Here is a 17,557-nt window from a genome sequence, read left to right as displayed (position 1 = left end):
CTTCCTCAATGTCCGCCCCATATGTACACTTCTAAAGCAAAAAAACACCCCTTCTCGGAGTGTTTAATAGTCGTTCTGCATTTCCCGTTTTTCAAAGCGCCCGATATCTGCTACTGCCCCAATGACAATGAGAATATCTTCTTTTTGAATCATTTCATCTGCGAGCGGTGAAACGATCACTTCTTTCCCGCGCTTAATTGCCACGATATTGATCCCGTACCTTGCACGAATGTCGAGATCTAACAAAGAGTGCCCAGCAAGTCTGCTGTTGGCTACGATTTCAATAAGGCTGTACTCATCTGACAGCTCTAAATAATCAAGCACGTTGTTAGAAATAATTTTATGTGCAATCCGTCTGCCCATGTCTCGTTCAGGATGGACAATACGGTCCGCACCAATTTTATTCAAAACCTTTTCATGGTAGTCATTTTGAGCTTTCACTGTGACCATTTTGACACCAAGTTCTTTCAGCATAATCGTTGTTAAAATACTCGCCTGAATGTTTTCACCTATCGCCACGATCACATGATCAAAATTGCGAATGCCTAGGTTCTTTAAAACAGATTCGTCCGTCGAATCACCAATCACGGCATGTGATGCAATTTTAGCATATTCGTTCACACGATCTTCATTCATATCCATGGCCATGACTTCAAGTCCTTCTTCGCTTAGCGCCTTGCAGATACTTCCGCCGAAGCGTCCAAGACCAATGACTGCATATTCCTTTTTCATGTTCAGACTCCTTTTATATCACTTACCATGCATTTTACTACGGTTTCATTAATGAATCCATATGCGACCGTATTTTTTTGCGGAACGCTTCACTTAAGTAAAGGTCTGCTCCTTTTTCGATTTCACTGCGATAATGACCAGGAGGCGCAATTTCTTCGCTCTTTTTTAAAACGAGAAACGTTAAGCAGTCCTCATACACTTGATCACCTACTGTGACATCGACAAATGCTGGACGATAAGTCCCTTCATTTACACCTTCTCGTTTGTACAAATAACGAATGGCATCAAAAGGTACTTCATATAGAACACCCTCTGTTTCTCCGCCGTCTTCTACCATATCTGCTCTTGATCCATCAGGGCGCACCAATGTAAACCTTGTGGTAAAACGATCAAGTGTCCCACCGCCGATGATTTGTTTGAAATAATGTTCCACTTTCGCAAGCTTAAACCTTGCATCATCCATACAGGACCCATAGGCAAAATAATAGAAGGAAGACGGTTGGCGCTCCCATAGTTGATATGACTTCCAGCAGCCGCTTTCAATCTCCTTCAGGCTCGATGCCTTCTGCTTACATATTGTATAAGCAACGGCTGACCTTGGCCCCTGGTCTGTCATAACCTCTATTTCCTGCTGGTCATACCCTTCCTCTAGCTCATCTATCTTATGCAGCGTTTCATCACTGACCTCATACAATTCTCCATATACTGTGTTTTGTTCCGAGACAACACACACAGGGTAACCCTCATCTGTATCGTACAGTCTCCCTTTTATCCAAGCAGATGCTGCTAATGGACTGCTTTCTTTCATCAATGTCTCGTGATACTTTTCGTGCTTTAAAAGTGTCCCATACACAAATAAAGTTTTTGTCTCCTTCGTCATCACACATCACATCCTCTCACCTTGCTACTATCTGCTTTTTTGATACACAGGTAAGTAAATATCAAAAGCCGTCCCTTTGCTGAGCTCGCTCTTTACATCCATTCTTCCATGGTGATCTTTTAAGATCGTCGCACAGATCGTTAAACCAAGTCCTGTACCTTCTTTTTTAGTCGAAAAGAAAGGATCATATATTTTCAGAATGTCCTCTTCGGACATTCCTTTTCCTTCATCTTGAATCGTGATTTTCCATTCATTCATCACTTTTTCTGTTGATATGTATATACTGCCGCCTTCAGGCATTGCCTCGATCGCATTTTTGATTAAGTTAATGAACAGCTGCTTCATTTGATTGGCGTCTGCTAATATCGTGCCAGCATCCTGCTTTTTAAATGGCTGTTTGAGATCAATATTTGAAAGAACGGCATTTGTGTTTAATAAGGTAATCACCTGCTCTAGCAAATCATGGAGCTGTACTTCTTGAAATTGAATCGATTGAGGTTTTGCTAAGACAAGCAGCTCACTTAAAACAAAATCAATGCGTTTAATTTCAGAAAAGATGATATCAAAATAATCGGTTCTTTCAGGATATTGCGTTTTCATCAGCTGCAAAAATCCATTGACTGAGGTGAGCGGATTTCTGACTTCATGGGCAATGCCAGCGGCTATTTGTCCTGCAACAGCCAGCTTTTGTGCCTGCATTTGCAATTGCTGATTTGATCTTTCAAGTTCAAGCTTTGCCTGCTTTTGTTTCGTGATATCTGCAACCGTTCCAATACCTCCAGTAAACTGGTGCTGTTCATCGAAATAAAGCTTATAATGCACATCTCCCCATACCTTTTTTCCTTCTTTATGGAGAAGCTGTAGCTCCACCCGCCCCTCATCCTTATGCTCTTTGATCACAGACAACAAATGCTGAACGACATGCTCTTCTTGATCAAAGTACTGATTGTACATCGTACCTAGACACTCCTCTATGTCGTAACCCGTCATTTGTTTCCATGCTTGATTTAAAAAAATGATTTCACCTTTTTCATTGGTTTCAAAGACGATTTCTTGCAAGTTATCTGTTATTCGATTCAGCCGCTCTGTCAGTTCATGTGCTTCTTTTTCTCGTTTATTTAAATCTGAGACAAGTAAATTCAGCCGGTCCACATGGCCTGAGATGACCCAAATACCGACCAAAACAACGACTGTAAAGGCTAGATCGAGCGGCCAATTAATGTGATAGCCGCTAAGATAATAAAAGAAATCCCAGCTCAAAATTAATATAAATGCAAGAACGGATAACAGAATCCGTACTTGATATGTTTTGTTCAAATAATTCCACCTGCCGCCCTGAGATTCTTTGTCAATTGTACCATTTTCCACTTATTTTTTGAGGGAGATGCGGCATTTTTTAGGAACTTTTTTAGAAAAAATAGCCTGCTCTCAGCACAATGGGAGAGAACAGGCTATTTTTATTTACTGCTGAAGGGCTTCTTGAAGCTCTTTTAGCAGCAGTTCTGCGCCTTCAGCGCTTAATGTAATTTGACCATTTCCATACTCGTGGTTCTCAGAAGTAATCTCACCAGTCATCAGGCAGACGCCCTCTGGCTGATATTTTTTCAAGACGATTTTCTCCCCATCTATAAAAAATTCCATACTGTCTTTAATAGCGATATCAAGTGCTCTTCTCAATTCGATTGGCATCACAATACGCCCTAGTTCATCTACTTTTCTTACAACTCCGATAGATTTCAATTTCGTTCCCTCTTTCTTTCATTAGCTCAAGATCAATCTGTTTTTCACCAATTGATATATCGTAGACGTAAGAGATTCTTAAAAGGTTTCTCCTGCATAAAAATTTTTTTCAAAATCGAAAAACCAAAGGGAAAATTTATTGTGAATGTCAAAATGAGACTTGAATTTTACAGATTCATTTCAAGGTGATCACAAACCCCCACAAATGACCTCAACCCTCTGAACTTTTAAATGTAAAATTGTTTAAAACAGCAAAAATAGAGATTGGGTGAAAACATGTTTCAAAATGCCGAAATTGGAATTGATTTAGGAACAGCTAACATATTGGTTTACAGTAAAAATAAAGGAATTATTCTCAATGAACCATCCGTTGTGGCAGTAGATACGGAAACAAAAACTGTCCTTGCAGTGGGGTCAGAAGCAAAAGAGATGATTGGGAAAACACCTGGAAAAATTGTAGCGATCCGTCCGATGAAAGATGGTGTCATCGCTGATTATGATATGACAACCGATTTACTCAAACAAATTATGAAAAAAGCAGGAAAAAATATTGGGTTTACCTTTAGAAAGCCGACTGTGGTTGTTTGTACACCATCAGGTTCAACAGCTGTCGAACGCCGCGCGATCAGCGATGCTGTCAAAAATTGCGGGGCCAAGCATGTGCATTTAATTGAAGAACCCGTCGCAGCTGCGATCGGTGCTGATCTCCCGGTGGACGAGCCTGTTGCCAACGTCGTTGTAGATATTGGCGGAGGAACGACAGAGGTAGCGATCATTTCATTTGGCGGGGTTGTCTCTTGCCACTCGATCCGAATTGGCGGAGATCAACTGGATGAAGATATCATTACTTTTGTGAGAAAGAAATATAATTTACTGATCGGTGAACGGACAGCTGAGCAGGTAAAAATGGAAATTGGTTATGGACTCATTGAACACGAACCTGAGTCATTAGAAGTACGTGGACGCGACCTTGTCACAGGTCTTCCAAAAACAATTACACTTGAATCAACAGAAATTCAAGGTGCTATGCGAGAATCACTTCTTCATATTTTAGAGGCGATTCGGGCTACATTAGAAGACAGCCCTCCAGAACTGAGTGGTGATATCGTAGACCGCGGCGTCATTCTAACTGGCGGTGGTGCACTATTAAACGGCATTCAAGAATGGCTCTCTCAAGAAATTGTCGTCCCAGTTCATATCGCAGCAAATCCACTTGAATCTGTCGCAATTGGAACGGGTCGTTCATTAGAAGTAATCGACAAATTGCAAAAAACATTAAAATAATCTTCATGTTCTACTTCTTTTTTCATCATTTCGATCATATCGTGATGAATGGATAAACGTGAAGGAGGAAGAACATGTTGCTTGATTTAGGTAAACGGGTCGTTGTCACAGTCATTTTAACCGGTATTATTTTAGGAGGAATGAGCCTGTCGTTTTCACATATGCCCCCTTCTAATGCACAGCCTGTGAAACAACTGAACCGCTAAAAAGCCGCACGAAAGCGGCTTTTTTATTTTGCTTCGGGACGGCTCCCCATTTTCCTTTTCGGTCTTAAATCTGATATGATGAACATGACTAAAGGAGGGTTTTTATGAGTTCATTCGAAAAACAACTAGATCAATATGCAAAAACCATCGTTGAAGTAGGTGTAAATGTTCAAAGTGGTCAAGAAGTGGTCGTATCTGCGTTCACTGAATCTGTAGACCTTGTCCGCCTTGTGGCAAAACACGCATATGAGCGCGGAGCGAAAAACGTACATATCCGCTGGAGTGATGGTGTTCTTACCCGTTTAAAATATGAACATGCCCCACAAGATGTGTTTGAGCAATTTCCAGAATGGGAAGCACAGATGATGGAAACCATCGCAAAACGTGGCGGTGCTTTTATTACGATCTTGTCAGAAAGCCCTGATCTTCTAAGTGGCATTGACTCGAAAAAAATTGCTTCACAGCAAAAAGCTGCAGGTTCAGCACTTCATACATATCGTCAATACGTTCAATCTGACAAAGTCGCATGGACAGTCGTCGGTGCTGCATCAAAAGATTGGGCGAAAAAGATTTTCCCTAAGCATGCAGATGAAGAAGCTGTTGCATTATTATGGGACCAAATCTTTAAAGTCGCCCGTGCTGATCAGCCAGATCCTGTTGAAGCGTGGAAAAAGCATGATGAATCACTAAATGAAAAAGTAAAAGTATTAAATGAACGTCATTACCACAAGCTGCACTATGAAGCACCAGGTACAGATTTAACGATTGAACTTCCAGAGCAGCATATTTGGGTAGGTGCTGGCAGCGTGAGTGAACGCGGCGTATCATTCATGGCCAATATGCCGACAGAAGAGGTCTTTACCGTACCTAAAAAAGATGGTGTAAACGGGACTGTCTCTAGCACAAAGCCACTTAGTTATGCAGGAAACATTATCGATGAATTTACGTTAACCTTTGAAAATGGGCGTATTGTAGATGTGAAAGCAAAAGAGGGCGAAGACATTTTAACCTCTCTCGTTGAAACAGATGAAGGCTCACATTATCTAGGTGAGGTTGCCCTTGTACCAGATGATTCACCAATTTCTAACTCAAATATCCTCTATTACAATACACTTTACGATGAAAATGCATCCAATCACCTTGCCATCGGCAGCGGTTATGCATTTAATATCGAAGGCGGTAAAGAGATGAAACGTGAGGAACTAGACGCAGCTGGTGTGAACAGCAGTATTACACACGTCGATTTCATGATTGGTTCAAAGGAAATGAATATTGATGGGATCACAAAAGATGGTAAACGTGAACCGATTTTCCGAAATGGAAATTGGGCTTTTTAAAGAAAAAAGACATCCTCATGCGGATGTCTTTTCTTTATGTTTATGCATACAGCTCTTGTAGTCTTTTTTGAATCTCTTGATCTGATAAGAACTCATCATAAGTTGTTTGTTTATCAACGATGCCATTTGGCGTCACTTCGATAATCCGATTTGCAACTGTTTCAACAAACTGATGGTCATGAGATGAGAAGAGCATAGCCCCTTTAAAGCTCATTAGACCGTTATTCAGCGCTGTGATGGACTCTAGGTCTAAATGGTTCGTCGGCTCGTCTAACAGCAAAATATTCGCTCCAGACAGCATCATTTTTGATAACATACAACGAACCTTTTCTCCACCTGATAAGACGCTTGCTTTTTTCTTCACTTCTTCCCCAGAGAAAAGCATACGGCCTAAGAAACCACGCAGGAAGCTTTCACTTTGATCATTCGGAGAATATTGACGAAGCCAATCCACTAGATCGACATCATTTCCTTCAAAGTATTCGCTATTGTCTTTAGGGAAAAAGGCTTGAGATGTTGTCACGCCCCATTTAAACGTCCCGCTGTCTGGCTCCATTTCACCAGCAAGGATTTTAAATAAAGTAGAGACAGCAAGCTCATTACGACTTAAGAACGCAATTTTATCCTCACGATTCATAATAAAGCTGACGTTATCCAGTACTTTTACACCGTCAATCGTTTTTGATAGACCTTCTACTTGAAGGACATCATTTCCGATTTCACGCTCTGGCGCAAAATGAACATAAGGATATTTACGAGAAGATGGTTTAATGTCATCTAGCGAAATCTTATCAAGCAATTTCTTTCTTGATGTCGCTTGCTTCGATTTAGATGCGTTCGCACTGAACCGAGCAACGAATTCTTGAAGCTGCTTAATTTGTTCTTCTTTTTTCTTGTTGGCATCCTGGCTGAGTTTTAATGCCAGCTGGCTTGATTCATACCAGAAATCATAGTTTCCGACATACACTTGAATTTTTCCAAAGTCAAGGTCTGCAATATGCGTACATACTTTGTTTAAGAAATGACGATCATGCGATACGACGATGACGGTATTTTCAAAGTTAATGAGGAACTCTTCTAACCACTGAATGGCTTGTAAGTCCAAGTGGTTCGTTGGCTCATCGAGAAGTAGAACGTCAGGTTTACCGAATAAAGCTTGTGCTAAAAGCACTTTTACCTTTTCAGATCCGCCAAGCTCAGACATTTTCTTCGATTGCAGGCTCTCTGGAATGCCAAGACCTTTTAATAGGATCGCAGCTTCACTTTCCGCTTCCCATCCGTTTAACTCAGCAAACTCACCTTCAAGCTCTGCTGCACGAATCCCGTCTTCATCTGAGAAATCAGGTTTCATATAAATCGCATCTTTTTCCTGCATCACATCATATAGACGTTTGTGACCCATGATGACGACTTTTAACACTTCAAACTCTTCGTATTCAAAGTGGTTCTGTTTTAAAATCGCTAAACGTTCACCAGGACTCATATGAACATCGCCCGTTTGAGCTTCAATTTCTCCAGAAAGAATCTTTAAGAACGTTGATTTACCAGCTCCATTGGCACCAATTAGTCCGTAGCAGTTGCCAGGAGTGAACTTAATATTTACTTCTTCAAATAATTTACGATCAGCAAATCGCAAACTAACATTATTCACTGCAATCATTTATTAATCCTCCATCACTCATTCATCAATATGAAGTATAACATGAATAACGATTGATAGAAACGTCTCTCGCTAAGAACAAAGGCTTTTTGTCCAATATGGTATAATAAGTGGGAATGTTTTTATTGAAGGAGTTCGGGCGATTTGAGATTACTCACACTCATGGAATACTGTTTATTGATTTTCTTTATGGGCATTTATTTATCGGCGACAGGCTTTAATGCAAGAGACTTTGGCCTTTATATTGGGCTTGTCCTCATTTACACACTGGTCCATATCTTTTCAAAACGCTTTTTACAAAAGCGCGGAAAAGACAATGTGAAAATTGGATTATTCCGTTCTGTTTTGGCGATTACTGGGTCCGTTTTCGCTTCTGTTTTGGCCATTGTCATCATTGTCACGATGCTCACACCAAATTAAAAACGACCCTACATGAAGGGTCGTCCATTCAAGCACCTTTCTTACGCATTGAGAAAGGTGTATTTATTGTGTTTGTCGAATATCGCCAAATGGGAAGAAAACAAATTCTGATGTGCCGACAATCCGATCCTTTTCAATGAGTCCGAGTCCATTTCGACTGTCCATAGAATTCAGTCTGTTGTCACCCATAACAAAATAATCGTTTTTCGGTACTTTCACTGGACCAAAATCTCCTGTTAAATGCACCTCATACTCTTTGGCATGTGCCTTGTTCTCTTTTAAATAAGGCTCATCTACTTTTTTACCATTAATGTAAAGCGTATCATCCTTCATTTCAATCGTGTCGCCTGGAAGACCGATCAATCGTTTGACATAATGAATTTTCTGACCGTCTTTTCCATTAATAATCACGATGTCACCACGTTTGACTCCACCGAGATAGTTGATGGTTTTGTTAACAAACAGCTTTTCTCCATCATGAAGGGTTGGTTCCATTGACTCTCCTTCCACCACATACGGCTCAAAAATAAACGTACGGATGATGAGGACGAGAGCAAGTGCAATTAAAATGGCTTTGATCCATTCAAACAGAGAACTTTTCTTCTCTTTTTTGGCTTGTTTCGCATCAGATTGAATGTCATTTTCGTTTTGTTTGTTTTCTTCGTTCAAAATACTGCTTCCTCCTAAGACTTTCTGCTAAAAGACTTGAAACGTGAATTGAATAACTTTACTTTATCACATGTCATTTAAAAATTCACAAGACAACCATTCAATTAGATATTTTTTCCTAATTTATTGATAATTAAACAAAAAGAAGCACCGCTCTTCACGATGCTTCTTTTCAAATTAAGCTTCTTGTCGGACTGGTTTTTTTAGAATTCCGAGAAGTAGCGCTGTAACAATGGCACCGATTAAGATGCTGATGATGTAAAGAACTGGATGGTTTGTTACCCAGAAAACGAATAGTCCGCCGTGCGGTGCAGGAAGCGTCACTCTAAAGAATTCTGTTAATCCACCTGCAACAGCTGCACCAATCACAGCTGAAGGAATGACGCGCAGCGGATCTGCCGCTGCAAACGGGATCGCCCCTTCTGTAATGAACGCAGCTCCCATGAAGTAACATGTAATACCTGCTTCACGGTCACGTTTAGAGAATTTGTTTCTAAAGATCGTTGTCGCTAGGGCAATTCCTAGCGGCGGCACCATTCCGCCTGCCATAATCGCAGCATGCGGTGCATAGTTGCCAGCAGCAATCATCGCAAGACCAAATGTGTAGGCCGCTTTGTTAATCGGACCACCCATATCAATGGCCATCATACCAGCTAAAATAATCCCCATTAATACAAGGTTTCCAGTACCAAGTGATTCAAGCCAGTGTGTTAATCCGTCCATTACCATTTTAACAGGTGTGTTGACGATGTAATGCATGATAATTCCTGTAAAGAAAATACCGAACAATGGATAGAGCAGAACTGGTTTAATACCATCGAGCGACTGTGGTACAAAAGTGAATACTTTTTTGAGCAGCACCACAATGTAACCAGCAAGGAAACCAGCAATCAATCCGCCTAAGAATCCAGCACCTGCTGCAGAGGCCATGAATCCGCCAACCATACCTGGTGCGAAACCTGGACGGTCTGCAATACTCATTGCGATAAATCCAGCTAATACAGCAACGATTAAGGCAAGTGCATTATCTCCGCCAATCCCTTTTAATACAGCTGCAAATGAATTGAAAGAAGGATCTTTAGGGTCAGCTGAGTTAATTCCCCAGAAGAATGAAATCGCAACGAGGATACCGCCCCCAACAACAAACGGAAGCATGTTGCTTACACCGCTCATTAAGTGCTTATAGAATCCACTTCTTCCCTTGCCTGACGATTCATTTTCATCTTTTGAAGAACTGCCGCCTGAACCTTTATAAATCGGCGCATCTTGATTGATGGCTTTTTCGATCAATTCTTGCGGACGGCGAATTCCAGCTGTCACAGGTACTTCAATGACATGTTTGCCTTTAAAGCGTTCCATTTCAACTTGTTTATCAGCTGCCACAATAATAGCTGGCGCTTCTTCAATTTCTTTTGCTGTCAGGGCATGTTTAATTCCACTAGAGCCGTTTGTCTCAACTTTAATGTCAACGCCCATTTCTTTTGCTTTTTCTTTCAAAGCATCTGCGGCCATAAATGTATGCGCGATGCCTGTTGGACAAGCTGTCACCGCTAAAATTTTAGCAGGTTTTCCCGGTGCAGCCGGTTCCTCTTTGACTTCCTCTTCTTCTTCATCGTCTTTATCATGTGTATTGATAATTTCAATGATTTCATCTTCAGTAGCCGCTTCAAGAAGCTGCTTTCGGATCTCTTCACGCATGAGAAGTGTGGATAAACGAGAAAGTGCTTCTAAATGCGTGTTGTTTGCGCCTTCAGTTGCTGCAATCATAAAGACAAGATGACTTGGCTGTCCGTCTAATGATTCATAATCTACACCGGCTGTTGAACGGCCAAATGCAATAGCAGGTTCTTTCACACTTGCTGTTTTCGCATGAGGAATCGCAATTCCTTCTCCGATTCCCGTAGAGCTTTGTTTTTCACGATTAACAACAGCTGCTTTGTAGCCTTCTTTATCATTTAATTTACCAGCTGTATCTAATACAGTGACCAGTTCTTCAATAACGGCTTCTTTTTGCTGGCTGTCTAATTGAAGCTTAATCGTATGCTTCGTGAGTAGTTCTGTAATTTTCATGATGACTCCTCCTTTAAATGCGTGTGACTTTTACTTGTGGCAATAATGTATCGACAAGCTCTTTTGTTCCAAGTTCCTCAGAAAATGCTGTAGCACTTCCTGATGTGACGCCAAGCTTAAATGATTCTTCTCTGGAAAGGCCTTTAGAAACGCCAGCTAAGAATCCTGCAACGACTGAATCCCCTGCACCAACTGAGTTGATCAGCTTGCCTTTTGGAACATTAGATTGAAAGATCCCTTCCTTACTGAATAAGAGAGCGCCGTCTCCAGCCATAGATACAATGACATGTTCAGCACCTTGTTCCAACAGCTTTTTCCCATAAGGAATGGCTTCTTCTGCAGATGAAATACTGGTTTCAAACATTTCACCTAACTCATGATGGTTTGGTTTCATTAAGAATGGTTTCAGATCTGCTGCTTTTTTTAAGGCTTCTCCAGAAATATCAAGTACTACTCTTACCCCTTGCTTCGCACATACCTCAGCAATGCGCTCATATGTGTTATGAGGCAGTGAAGAAGGAATGCTACCTGCTAATACAACGACATCGCCTTCTGTTAATGAAGTGAATTGGGATAAAAACGAATCGAACTGTGCTTCAGTAATACTTGGACCGAGCCCGTTGATTTCTGTTTCTTCGCCTGTTTTTAGTTTCACATTGATACGTGTATCTTCTGACACCTCATGAAAGGCTGTTTGTAATTGTTCGTTTTGTAAAAAGTCTTGAATATATTTGCCTGTAAAACCGCCAATGAATCCAAGTGCTTTTGATTCAACACCGTGCCGTTTTAAAAGCCTTGAGACATTGATTCCTTTACCACCTGGATATTTTTTGTCATAGGTTGAACGATTTAAACCGCCGACCGCAAAATCCTCCACGTGTACGATGTAATCAACTGATGGGTTTAAAGTAACTGTATAAATCATGTTTTCACTACCTTTATAACCGTTTTTTCATGGTAATTATCGAATGAATCCTCTTTTGCGTCGTTTGTGATAATGGTGGCTTCCTGTAAACTAGCAAAGGTTGAAAACGATATTTCGCCAAACTTTGAGGCATCTGTTAAGATGTAGGTTTTTTTCGCCTGCTTCATGGCTCTTTTTTTAATGAGCGCTTCTTCTGGATCAGGTGTTGTAAACCCTGCCTCGGGATGAATGCCGTTCGTCCCAACAAAGCTTTTGTCAAAACGGTAATTTTCCATAGCTGTCAAAGCTGCGGCTCCCACCATGGCTCCTGTTCGATGTTTCACTGATCCGCCTATCAGGTAAAAAGAAATGCCTTTTCTCATGAGTGCTTCAATGTGCATGACACCATTTGTCACCACCACGATATCTTGATCTGGATCGATAAAGTCAATCATTTGCTGTGTTGTCGTACCAGCATCTAAGTAAATACAATCGCCTTGTTTTAAAAGTGACGCAGCTGCCTCTGCAATCAATGACTTTTCATGAAGGTTTTTGGCAGATTTCTCAAACACATCTGGTTCAAGACGAATACTAGATATTTTTGCAGCTCCTCCGTGAACTCTTTTAAGAAAGCCTTTTTCTTCGAGGGCTGATAAATCTCTTCTAATTGTAGATTCAGACGCATCCGTCATAATCGTTAAGTCCTGTATTTTGATGACATCGTTTTCTTCTAAATAGTCGATAATGAGTTGATGTCTTTCTGGTGTTAGCATTGAAAACACCCCCTTTTGAAAACGTATTCATTTTGCGCGCACCTTTATTGTAATCGCTTTTTTCAACATTATCAATACAAAACAATCAAATACATTCAATAACTATCAAAATCTTTCACAATGGTCATCTTACCTTTATATGTACCATTTGTAAACTGAAAAATATGTGACATTGAGAAGAAAGTCATGATATTAGCATTTCTATCATTTTTCATTTCATTCAATTGAACGAAAAAAAGCCTTTATGCGTTTTGCATAAAAGCTTCAGGTGCGGAGCAGCAGGCAATATATCTCGTTCTACCTTCTTGTCAGCACCTTGAAAGTTAACTTTAGGATTATTCATATCTAAGTGATTCAATCGGATCGAGCCTCGCTGCTTTATTGGCAGGAATCAGTCCAAAAATAATACCAATGAGCATACTAAATAGGACGCCTCCACATACGATTTGCCACGATACAAGAGAAGGCCACCCTGCAAACAGTGACACAAGTGAAGCACCTCCTAAGCCAAGAGCGATTCCAAGTAACCCACCGATCAGTGTAAGGACGACAGACTCAATTAAAAACTGAACGAGTATTTGAGCCCTAGTTGCCCCAAGTGCCTTTCGAATTCCAATTTCTCTTGTTCTTTCTGTGACAGATACGAGCATAATATTCATGACACCAATGCCGCCGACAAGTAATGAGATACCAGCAATTGAGCCAATGATTGTTGTCATGACAGACGTAATTTGACCAATGCCTGCTGCAATCTCTTCCAGATTGATCATTTCGTAAGCATCTTCTGTATGGTGATTTTCATTTAAGCGTGCAGCCGCACTCTTTCCCACTTCTTTCATTTGATCAGCATGTGCGACTTGAATAGACAACTTATCATATTCTTTCACACCAAATGCAGTTGTCAGCATTGCAAAAGGGACATATATTTCATTCATATCAAATGAAAACAGCCCTTCCTGTTTTGCTAAAACTCCGATCACCTCAACCGGCTGTCCATTCATCCAAATCAACTCGCCTAATGCCTTCTCTCCATTAAACAATTCTTTTTGTATCCCTTCTGAAATAACAGCTGCCCTTCTTCCGCTCCTAAAATCGATTTCACGTAAGTCCTGTCCTTCTGCTATATGTAATGAATGTACATTCGTGTAGCCTTCATTAATCCCATTGACCGTTGCATCTATTGTTGTATCTTGGAATCTTAATTGCATGCCTTGTGCAGTGGAGGAGGCAACCTGTTTAACCCCATTCAATGCTTGAACACTTTGAATGTCTTCTTCAGTAAATGTGGCTTCAAATAACGCATTAGGATTCGCATTTAACTCCTCATCAGAGGGTGTATAGGTCATATCAATGGTATTGTTTGGCCCTGAAATTGATTCTTTCAGCATTTGCTCTCCGCCTTGACCGATGGCAACGACTGCAATCACTGATCCAACCCCAATAATAATTCCAAGCATTGTTAAAATAGAACGCAATTTATGAGCTAGGACAGAATTCAGCGCTATTTTGATATTTTCAAAGAGTTTCATTCATTGCGTCTCCTTGTATCAATCTATCTTGAACGAGGCGTCCATCTCTTACAACGACTATCCGGTTTGTATACGCAGCTATTTCTTCTTCATGAGTAACTAGCACAACCGTTGTTCCTTCCTCATTGAGCTTCGTAAACTGTTCCATAATCGAGCCGCTCGTTTTTGAATCAAGAGCGCCTGTTGGTTCATCTGCCAAGATGAGCTTCGGCTCATTGACAATCGCACGTGCGATGGCTACTCTTTGCTTTTGACCCCCTGACAACTCGTTTGGCATATGCTTCATTCGATCTGCCAAACCAACCTTTTCAAGTGCCATTTCCGCACGTTCTTTTCTTTCCTTTTGACTGATACCAGCATAAATCATCGGAAGTTCAACATTTCGCCTCGCATTTAATCTAGGCAGTAAATAAAATTGTTGAAAAACAAAACCAATGGATCGATTTCGAATCACTGCGAGTTCTTGATCCTTTGCTGCCGACAGCTCCATACCTTGAAAATGGTACTGTCCGGAGGTCGGGTGGTCCAAACAGCCAATGATATTCATTAACGTTGATTTTCCAGAGCCGGACGGGCCCATAATGGACATATACTCGCCTTTACCAATGACAAGGTCCACATCACTTAATACATCAAATGTCTCCTCAGCGACTTCGTAGCTTTTTGTCACGTTTGAAAGCTGAATCATTCAGCATTCACTTCCATTCCGTCATACATTTCATCTGATGGCTCTGCAATGATTTGATCTTCTTTTGTTAAACCTTTCGTCACTTCAAGATCATGACCTGACGTTTCACCTAATGTCACTTTTACTTTCTTCAGTGCATTCTTTTCAACAACATAAACGTATGAACCATCTTTCTCTTTTTTCACGGCTGTTTCAGGAATTGTGAGCACTTGACGCTTGTCCGTTTCAATTTCCATGATCATTTTAAAGCCTGGTTTTGCATCCGGCTTTTTCCCTTTTATTTCAATTTCGACTGGATATTGTACCGTTTGATCACTTGCAGCTGTTTCTGCTGTTGACTGGGCAGGCACAGCGCCCACTTTTTTCACCACTCCTTGCCAGCTCTTTCCGCGAATGACATCAGACGTTACCTTTACTTTTTGTTTCTTTTTGACTTTCATAGCGTCATACTCAGTGATTAAGCCTCGTACGATCATTTTTTTCTCATTGCCAATATGGATCACCGGCTGTCTCTCTTCTAGCTTCCCTGCGCCAGCATCTTGCTCGATGGAGATGACTGTTCCTTCAATTTTGCTATGTATCGTTAAATCTTCTATTTGTGCCTTTATTTTTTCTTGGTTAAGCTCCGCTTGTTTTTGTTCTAATTCAGCGGCTTTGAGTTCGATTTCAAGCTGATCTCGCTCGTTTTTCGAATCAGAGCCCGCCTTTTTTCCCTGATTTTCATCTAATGTATTGAGTCTATTTTGTAATTGTTCAAGCTTTAGTGTACTTGATTCAGCCGCAAGTGCTTGCTGCTGTTCTTCAAGCTCCAGTTCCTTATTTTCATATGTCAGGAGCGGTGTTCCAACTTTCACCTTTTCTCCTTCTTTCACAGCGATATGATTCAGGCTTCCCTTCTCCTCTTCTGTATAAATGAATTGCTCCTCCGAGAATGAAAGTGTTCCAGGCGTCATCACCGTAGAAGTTATTTCTTTTGATGCAAGTTGGACTGTTTTAAATGATGCCGTAGAGGCAGGCTTTGATTGGTTTTTTGCAATATTAAATCCAATAAATAGACCAATCACAATAATGATAATGGATCCGATGATGATTTTCTTTCTCATAAAAACATTCTACCCCCAGCTTAATGACATGTTAATGGTGATTGTGGTTCCTACATATTGAAAAATTAAAGATAGCACATAAAAGACAGCTACAATGATCCAAGATATTTTTGGCGAAGTGCGGCCGACTTTGATCAATAAAAAGCCTGTTAAAACAAGATTCCAGATCACAAAAAGATCGATATTTGCTAACACGGCATGCCATGGACCAGACATTCGAATGAATGCGTTTAATGAGGTAACCGTGATATCTTTTGGCACATGAAAAAAAATGATCGCTAAATGAGAAATAATCGTACCAATGATCGTAATAGGCGTGATATACAGTACACCTGAAAACAGCTGATGAAATGTTGCATCACCTTTTGCTAAAAAGACGATGAGCTTGTATACAGCAGCGTTAATCACAATCCCAATGACCAGACCAATGAGCGTGATCACATAAACGAAAGGGATTGGCAAAATTAAATCTGCCCACAATCCTTCATTCACTAGCTGAGACAAATAAGTGACAACAACTGTTAATACAAGCACACATGATAAAGGCCACCAAACGAATGGATGTTCCCACACTCTTTTTAAATGCTCTGATGGTCTAGTGCTTACTCCAATTATTGTGGGTTTTTGCGTTGTTTCTTTCATCAAATGTCATCCTCTCCATGTGCTGTAAGTATGGAATCGTTTTTTCATACTCTTGTTGTTTCTATTTTATCAAAAGATTGCCAATAAGTGATAGATCATTTGATTTTCTTATTTTCATAGTGATAGGATTGAATCTATTATTCTATTTTCATGAACGACATCCTTCAAATGATACCTTGATCCGACCATATTCATATGAAAAAATCATGATTTTACTGACTGAAAAACAGTTTATGAAGTAAACAACATGTCTTTCGGAATAAATATCCTTTTCCTTTGGATTCAGATGGTCTCATTTAGACACAACAATTTTTTGTTAAAATATTCCTAGTAATTTCAATGAATCCCGGCTTTATAGGACTATGTTTAGCGCCTTTTATAGAACAGATGAGCCTTTAGTATCAATACTTTCATATTAAAAAAATAAAAATAAAAGGATTTTACTTGATCAAATGTTATTTTTTCATATAATGTAAAATAGAGGTAGGTTAAATGATAGTGGAAATGGAGTCAAGTGAATGTTAAGAGAAAAATTGAAAATGCAATTGATTTTACTTTATGAAAAGGAACAAGAAGCATGGCAATACTTTAGAAAGGAAAGAGAACTGATTTATCATGAGCTCAAATTACTTGATATGAAAGAAAGCAGACCTTCTAATGACAAAATATACTACGCAGCAAGGTGTGTAGATATTATTAAAGAAAAAAAGGGAAGCATCGTGAGCACAAAAGAACTAAAAGAACAGCTTCAAGCTCAAACAGATTTCAATGTGAGACGAATCAGCGAATTGTATGATCTCATTCAACAGCTCGATCCTCACATTTCTAAAGCACGCCGGGGATGTTTTATTTACGAAGATCATACCCAAGTACCTCTACAATCTTTTCACACATAAAAAAATTGGTTACAGCCGCTGGCC

The 17,557-nt window shown here is 40.2% G+C and carries 18 protein-coding genes; 5 read left to right on the top strand and 13 right to left on the bottom strand.

The window, feature by feature from the left end; genetic code table 11:
- Positions 1 to 63: 63 nt before the first annotated feature.
- From MHI41_RS07050 to MHI41_RS07035, 4 genes are all read right to left on the bottom strand, one after another.
- Positions 64 to 732 (bottom strand): TrkA family potassium uptake protein, encoded by a 669-nt coding sequence (locus MHI41_RS07050; protein ID WP_008345123.1) that lies wholly within the window; start codon positions 730 to 732, stop codon positions 64 to 66.
- Positions 733 to 769: 37 nt separating this feature from the next.
- Entirely contained in the window at positions 770 to 1,612 is an 843-nt protein-coding gene (locus MHI41_RS07045) for a gamma-glutamylcyclotransferase (protein ID WP_342494672.1), read from the bottom strand.
- Between the two features lie 27 nt (positions 1,613 to 1,639).
- Positions 1,640 to 2,929, bottom strand: coding sequence for an ATP-binding protein (locus MHI41_RS07040; RefSeq protein ID WP_008345127.1), 1,290 nt, complete (start codon positions 2,927 to 2,929; stop codon positions 1,640 to 1,642).
- A gap of 144 nt (positions 2,930 to 3,073) precedes the next feature.
- Positions 3,074 to 3,352, bottom strand: a complete 279-nt coding sequence (locus MHI41_RS07035) for an AbrB/MazE/SpoVT family DNA-binding domain-containing protein (RefSeq protein ID WP_008345129.1) — start codon at positions 3,350 to 3,352, stop codon at positions 3,074 to 3,076.
- Positions 3,353 to 3,628: 276 nt separating this feature from the next.
- Here MHI41_RS07035 and mreBH point away from each other — a divergent pair, with 276 nt between their 5' ends.
- From mreBH to MHI41_RS07020, 3 genes are all read left to right on the top strand, one after another.
- Positions 3,629 to 4,636, top strand: a complete 1,008-nt coding sequence (mreBH, locus tag MHI41_RS07030) for a rod-share determining protein MreBH (protein WP_017359401.1) — start codon at positions 3,629 to 3,631, stop codon at positions 4,634 to 4,636.
- Positions 4,637 to 4,710: 74 nt separating this feature from the next.
- Positions 4,711 to 4,842 (top strand): protein YkpC, encoded by a 132-nt coding sequence (locus tag MHI41_RS07025; protein ID WP_003210922.1) that lies wholly within the window; start codon positions 4,711 to 4,713, stop codon positions 4,840 to 4,842.
- Positions 4,843 to 4,946: 104 nt separating this feature from the next.
- Complete coding sequence (locus tag MHI41_RS07020; RefSeq protein WP_282833586.1) at positions 4,947 to 6,179, top strand: aminopeptidase; 1,233 nt, start codon at positions 4,947 to 4,949, stop codon at positions 6,177 to 6,179.
- A 40-nt stretch (positions 6,180 to 6,219) separates the two neighbouring features.
- On the opposite strand, the gene MHI41_RS07015 is transcribed toward MHI41_RS07020, so the two are convergent.
- Positions 6,220 to 7,839 carry an ATP-binding cassette domain-containing protein gene (locus MHI41_RS07015; protein WP_017359403.1) on the bottom strand — a complete coding sequence of 540 codons (1,620 nt, stop codon included), beginning with the start codon at positions 7,837 to 7,839 and terminating at the stop codon, positions 6,220 to 6,222.
- Between the two features lie 144 nt (positions 7,840 to 7,983).
- Between MHI41_RS07015 and MHI41_RS07010 the strand changes: the two genes are divergently transcribed.
- On the top strand, positions 7,984 to 8,259 hold the full coding sequence (locus MHI41_RS07010) for a hypothetical protein (protein ID WP_008345136.1): 276 nt from the start codon (positions 7,984 to 7,986) through the stop codon (positions 8,257 to 8,259).
- Between the two features lie 63 nt (positions 8,260 to 8,322).
- On the opposite strand, the gene lepB is transcribed toward MHI41_RS07010, so the two are convergent.
- From lepB to MHI41_RS06970, 8 genes are all read right to left on the bottom strand, one after another.
- Complete coding sequence (gene lepB / locus MHI41_RS07005; RefSeq protein WP_026050084.1) at positions 8,323 to 8,895, bottom strand: signal peptidase I; 573 nt, start codon at positions 8,893 to 8,895, stop codon at positions 8,323 to 8,325.
- Positions 8,896 to 9,105: 210 nt separating this feature from the next.
- Positions 9,106 to 10,998: a PTS fructose transporter subunit IIABC gene (locus MHI41_RS07000; RefSeq protein ID WP_008345139.1), complete on the bottom strand. Its 1,893-nt coding sequence runs from the start codon at positions 10,996 to 10,998 to the stop codon at positions 9,106 to 9,108.
- A gap of 13 nt (positions 10,999 to 11,011) precedes the next feature.
- Entirely contained in the window at positions 11,012 to 11,923 is a 912-nt protein-coding gene (gene pfkB, locus MHI41_RS06995) for a 1-phosphofructokinase (protein ID WP_048003195.1), read from the bottom strand.
- Positions 11,920 to 12,675 carry a DeoR/GlpR family DNA-binding transcription regulator gene (locus MHI41_RS06990; protein WP_008345143.1) on the bottom strand — a complete coding sequence of 252 codons (756 nt, stop codon included), beginning with the start codon at positions 12,673 to 12,675 and terminating at the stop codon, positions 11,920 to 11,922. The genes pfkB and MHI41_RS06990 overlap by 4 nt, the downstream gene beginning before the upstream one ends.
- Before the next feature lie 335 nt (positions 12,676 to 13,010).
- Positions 13,011 to 14,204, bottom strand: a complete 1,194-nt coding sequence (locus MHI41_RS06985; RefSeq protein ID WP_342494671.1) for an ABC transporter permease — start codon at positions 14,202 to 14,204, stop codon at positions 13,011 to 13,013.
- Entirely contained in the window at positions 14,191 to 14,892 is a 702-nt protein-coding gene (locus MHI41_RS06980) for an ABC transporter ATP-binding protein (protein WP_017367165.1), read from the bottom strand. Before MHI41_RS06980 ends, MHI41_RS06985 begins: the two co-directional genes overlap by 14 nt.
- On the bottom strand, positions 14,889 to 15,995 hold the full coding sequence (locus MHI41_RS06975; RefSeq protein WP_342494670.1) for an efflux RND transporter periplasmic adaptor subunit: 1,107 nt from the start codon (positions 15,993 to 15,995) through the stop codon (positions 14,889 to 14,891). The genes MHI41_RS06980 and MHI41_RS06975 overlap by 4 nt, the downstream gene beginning before the upstream one ends.
- A 9-nt stretch (positions 15,996 to 16,004) precedes the next feature.
- The gene (locus MHI41_RS06970) at positions 16,005 to 16,637 is read right to left on the bottom strand and encodes a YIP1 family protein (RefSeq protein ID WP_342494669.1); all 633 of its coding nucleotides are present in this window, start codon (positions 16,635 to 16,637) and stop codon (positions 16,005 to 16,007) included.
- 518 nt (positions 16,638 to 17,155) lie between these two features.
- On the opposite strand from MHI41_RS06970, the gene MHI41_RS06965 reads away from it, so the two are divergent.
- On the top strand, positions 17,156 to 17,533 hold the full coding sequence (locus MHI41_RS06965; protein WP_008345156.1) for a hypothetical protein: 378 nt from the start codon (positions 17,156 to 17,158) through the stop codon (positions 17,531 to 17,533).
- The last annotated feature ends 24 nt before the right edge of the window (positions 17,534 to 17,557 follow it).

It is taken from the genome of Bacillus sp. FSL M7-0307, assembly GCF_038627835.1.
Lineage (GTDB): Bacteria > Bacillota > Bacilli > Bacillales > Bacillaceae > Bacillus > Bacillus altitudinis.
Note: the sequence above shows the minus strand (reverse complement) of the source record. Positions and strands in the feature narration are given on the sequence as shown.

Bases quoted from the DNA above. Each gene is read 5' to 3' on its own strand.
- MHI41_RS06990 (WP_008345143.1), bottom strand. From the start codon at position 12,675: ATGCTAACACCAGAAAGACATCAACTCATTATCGACTATTTAGAAGAA.
- mreBH (WP_017359401.1), top strand. From the start codon at position 3,629: ATGTTTCAAAATGCCGAAATTGGAATTGATTTAGGAACAGCTAACATA.
- MHI41_RS06975 (WP_342494670.1), bottom strand. From the start codon at position 15,995: ATGAGAAAGAAAATCATCATCGGATCCATTATCATTATTGTGATTGGT.
- MHI41_RS07015 (WP_017359403.1), bottom strand. From the start codon at position 7,839: ATGATTGCAGTGAATAATGTTAGTTTGCGATTTGCTGATCGTAAATTA.
- MHI41_RS07020 (WP_282833586.1), top strand. From the start codon at position 4,947: ATGAGTTCATTCGAAAAACAACTAGATCAATATGCAAAAACCATCGTT.
- MHI41_RS07000 (WP_008345139.1), bottom strand. From the start codon at position 10,998: ATGAAAATTACAGAACTACTCACGAAGCATACGATTAAGCTTCAATTA.
- MHI41_RS07045 (WP_342494672.1), bottom strand. From the start codon at position 1,612: ATGACGAAGGAGACAAAAACTTTATTTGTGTATGGGACACTTTTAAAG.
- MHI41_RS07050 (WP_008345123.1), bottom strand. From the start codon at position 732: ATGAAAAAGGAATATGCAGTCATTGGTCTTGGACGCTTCGGCGGAAGT.
- MHI41_RS07025 (WP_003210922.1), top strand. From the start codon at position 4,711: ATGTTGCTTGATTTAGGTAAACGGGTCGTTGTCACAGTCATTTTAACC.
- pfkB (WP_048003195.1), bottom strand. From the start codon at position 11,923: ATGATTTATACAGTTACTTTAAACCCATCAGTTGATTACATCGTACAC.
- MHI41_RS06985 (WP_342494671.1), bottom strand. From the start codon at position 14,204: ATGAAACTCTTTGAAAATATCAAAATAGCGCTGAATTCTGTCCTAGCT.
- MHI41_RS06980 (WP_017367165.1), bottom strand. From the start codon at position 14,892: ATGATTCAGCTTTCAAACGTGACAAAAAGCTACGAAGTCGCTGAGGAG.
- MHI41_RS06970 (WP_342494669.1), bottom strand. From the start codon at position 16,637: ATGAAAGAAACAACGCAAAAACCCACAATAATTGGAGTAAGCACTAGA.
- MHI41_RS06965 (WP_008345156.1), top strand. From the start codon at position 17,156: ATGTTAAGAGAAAAATTGAAAATGCAATTGATTTTACTTTATGAAAAG.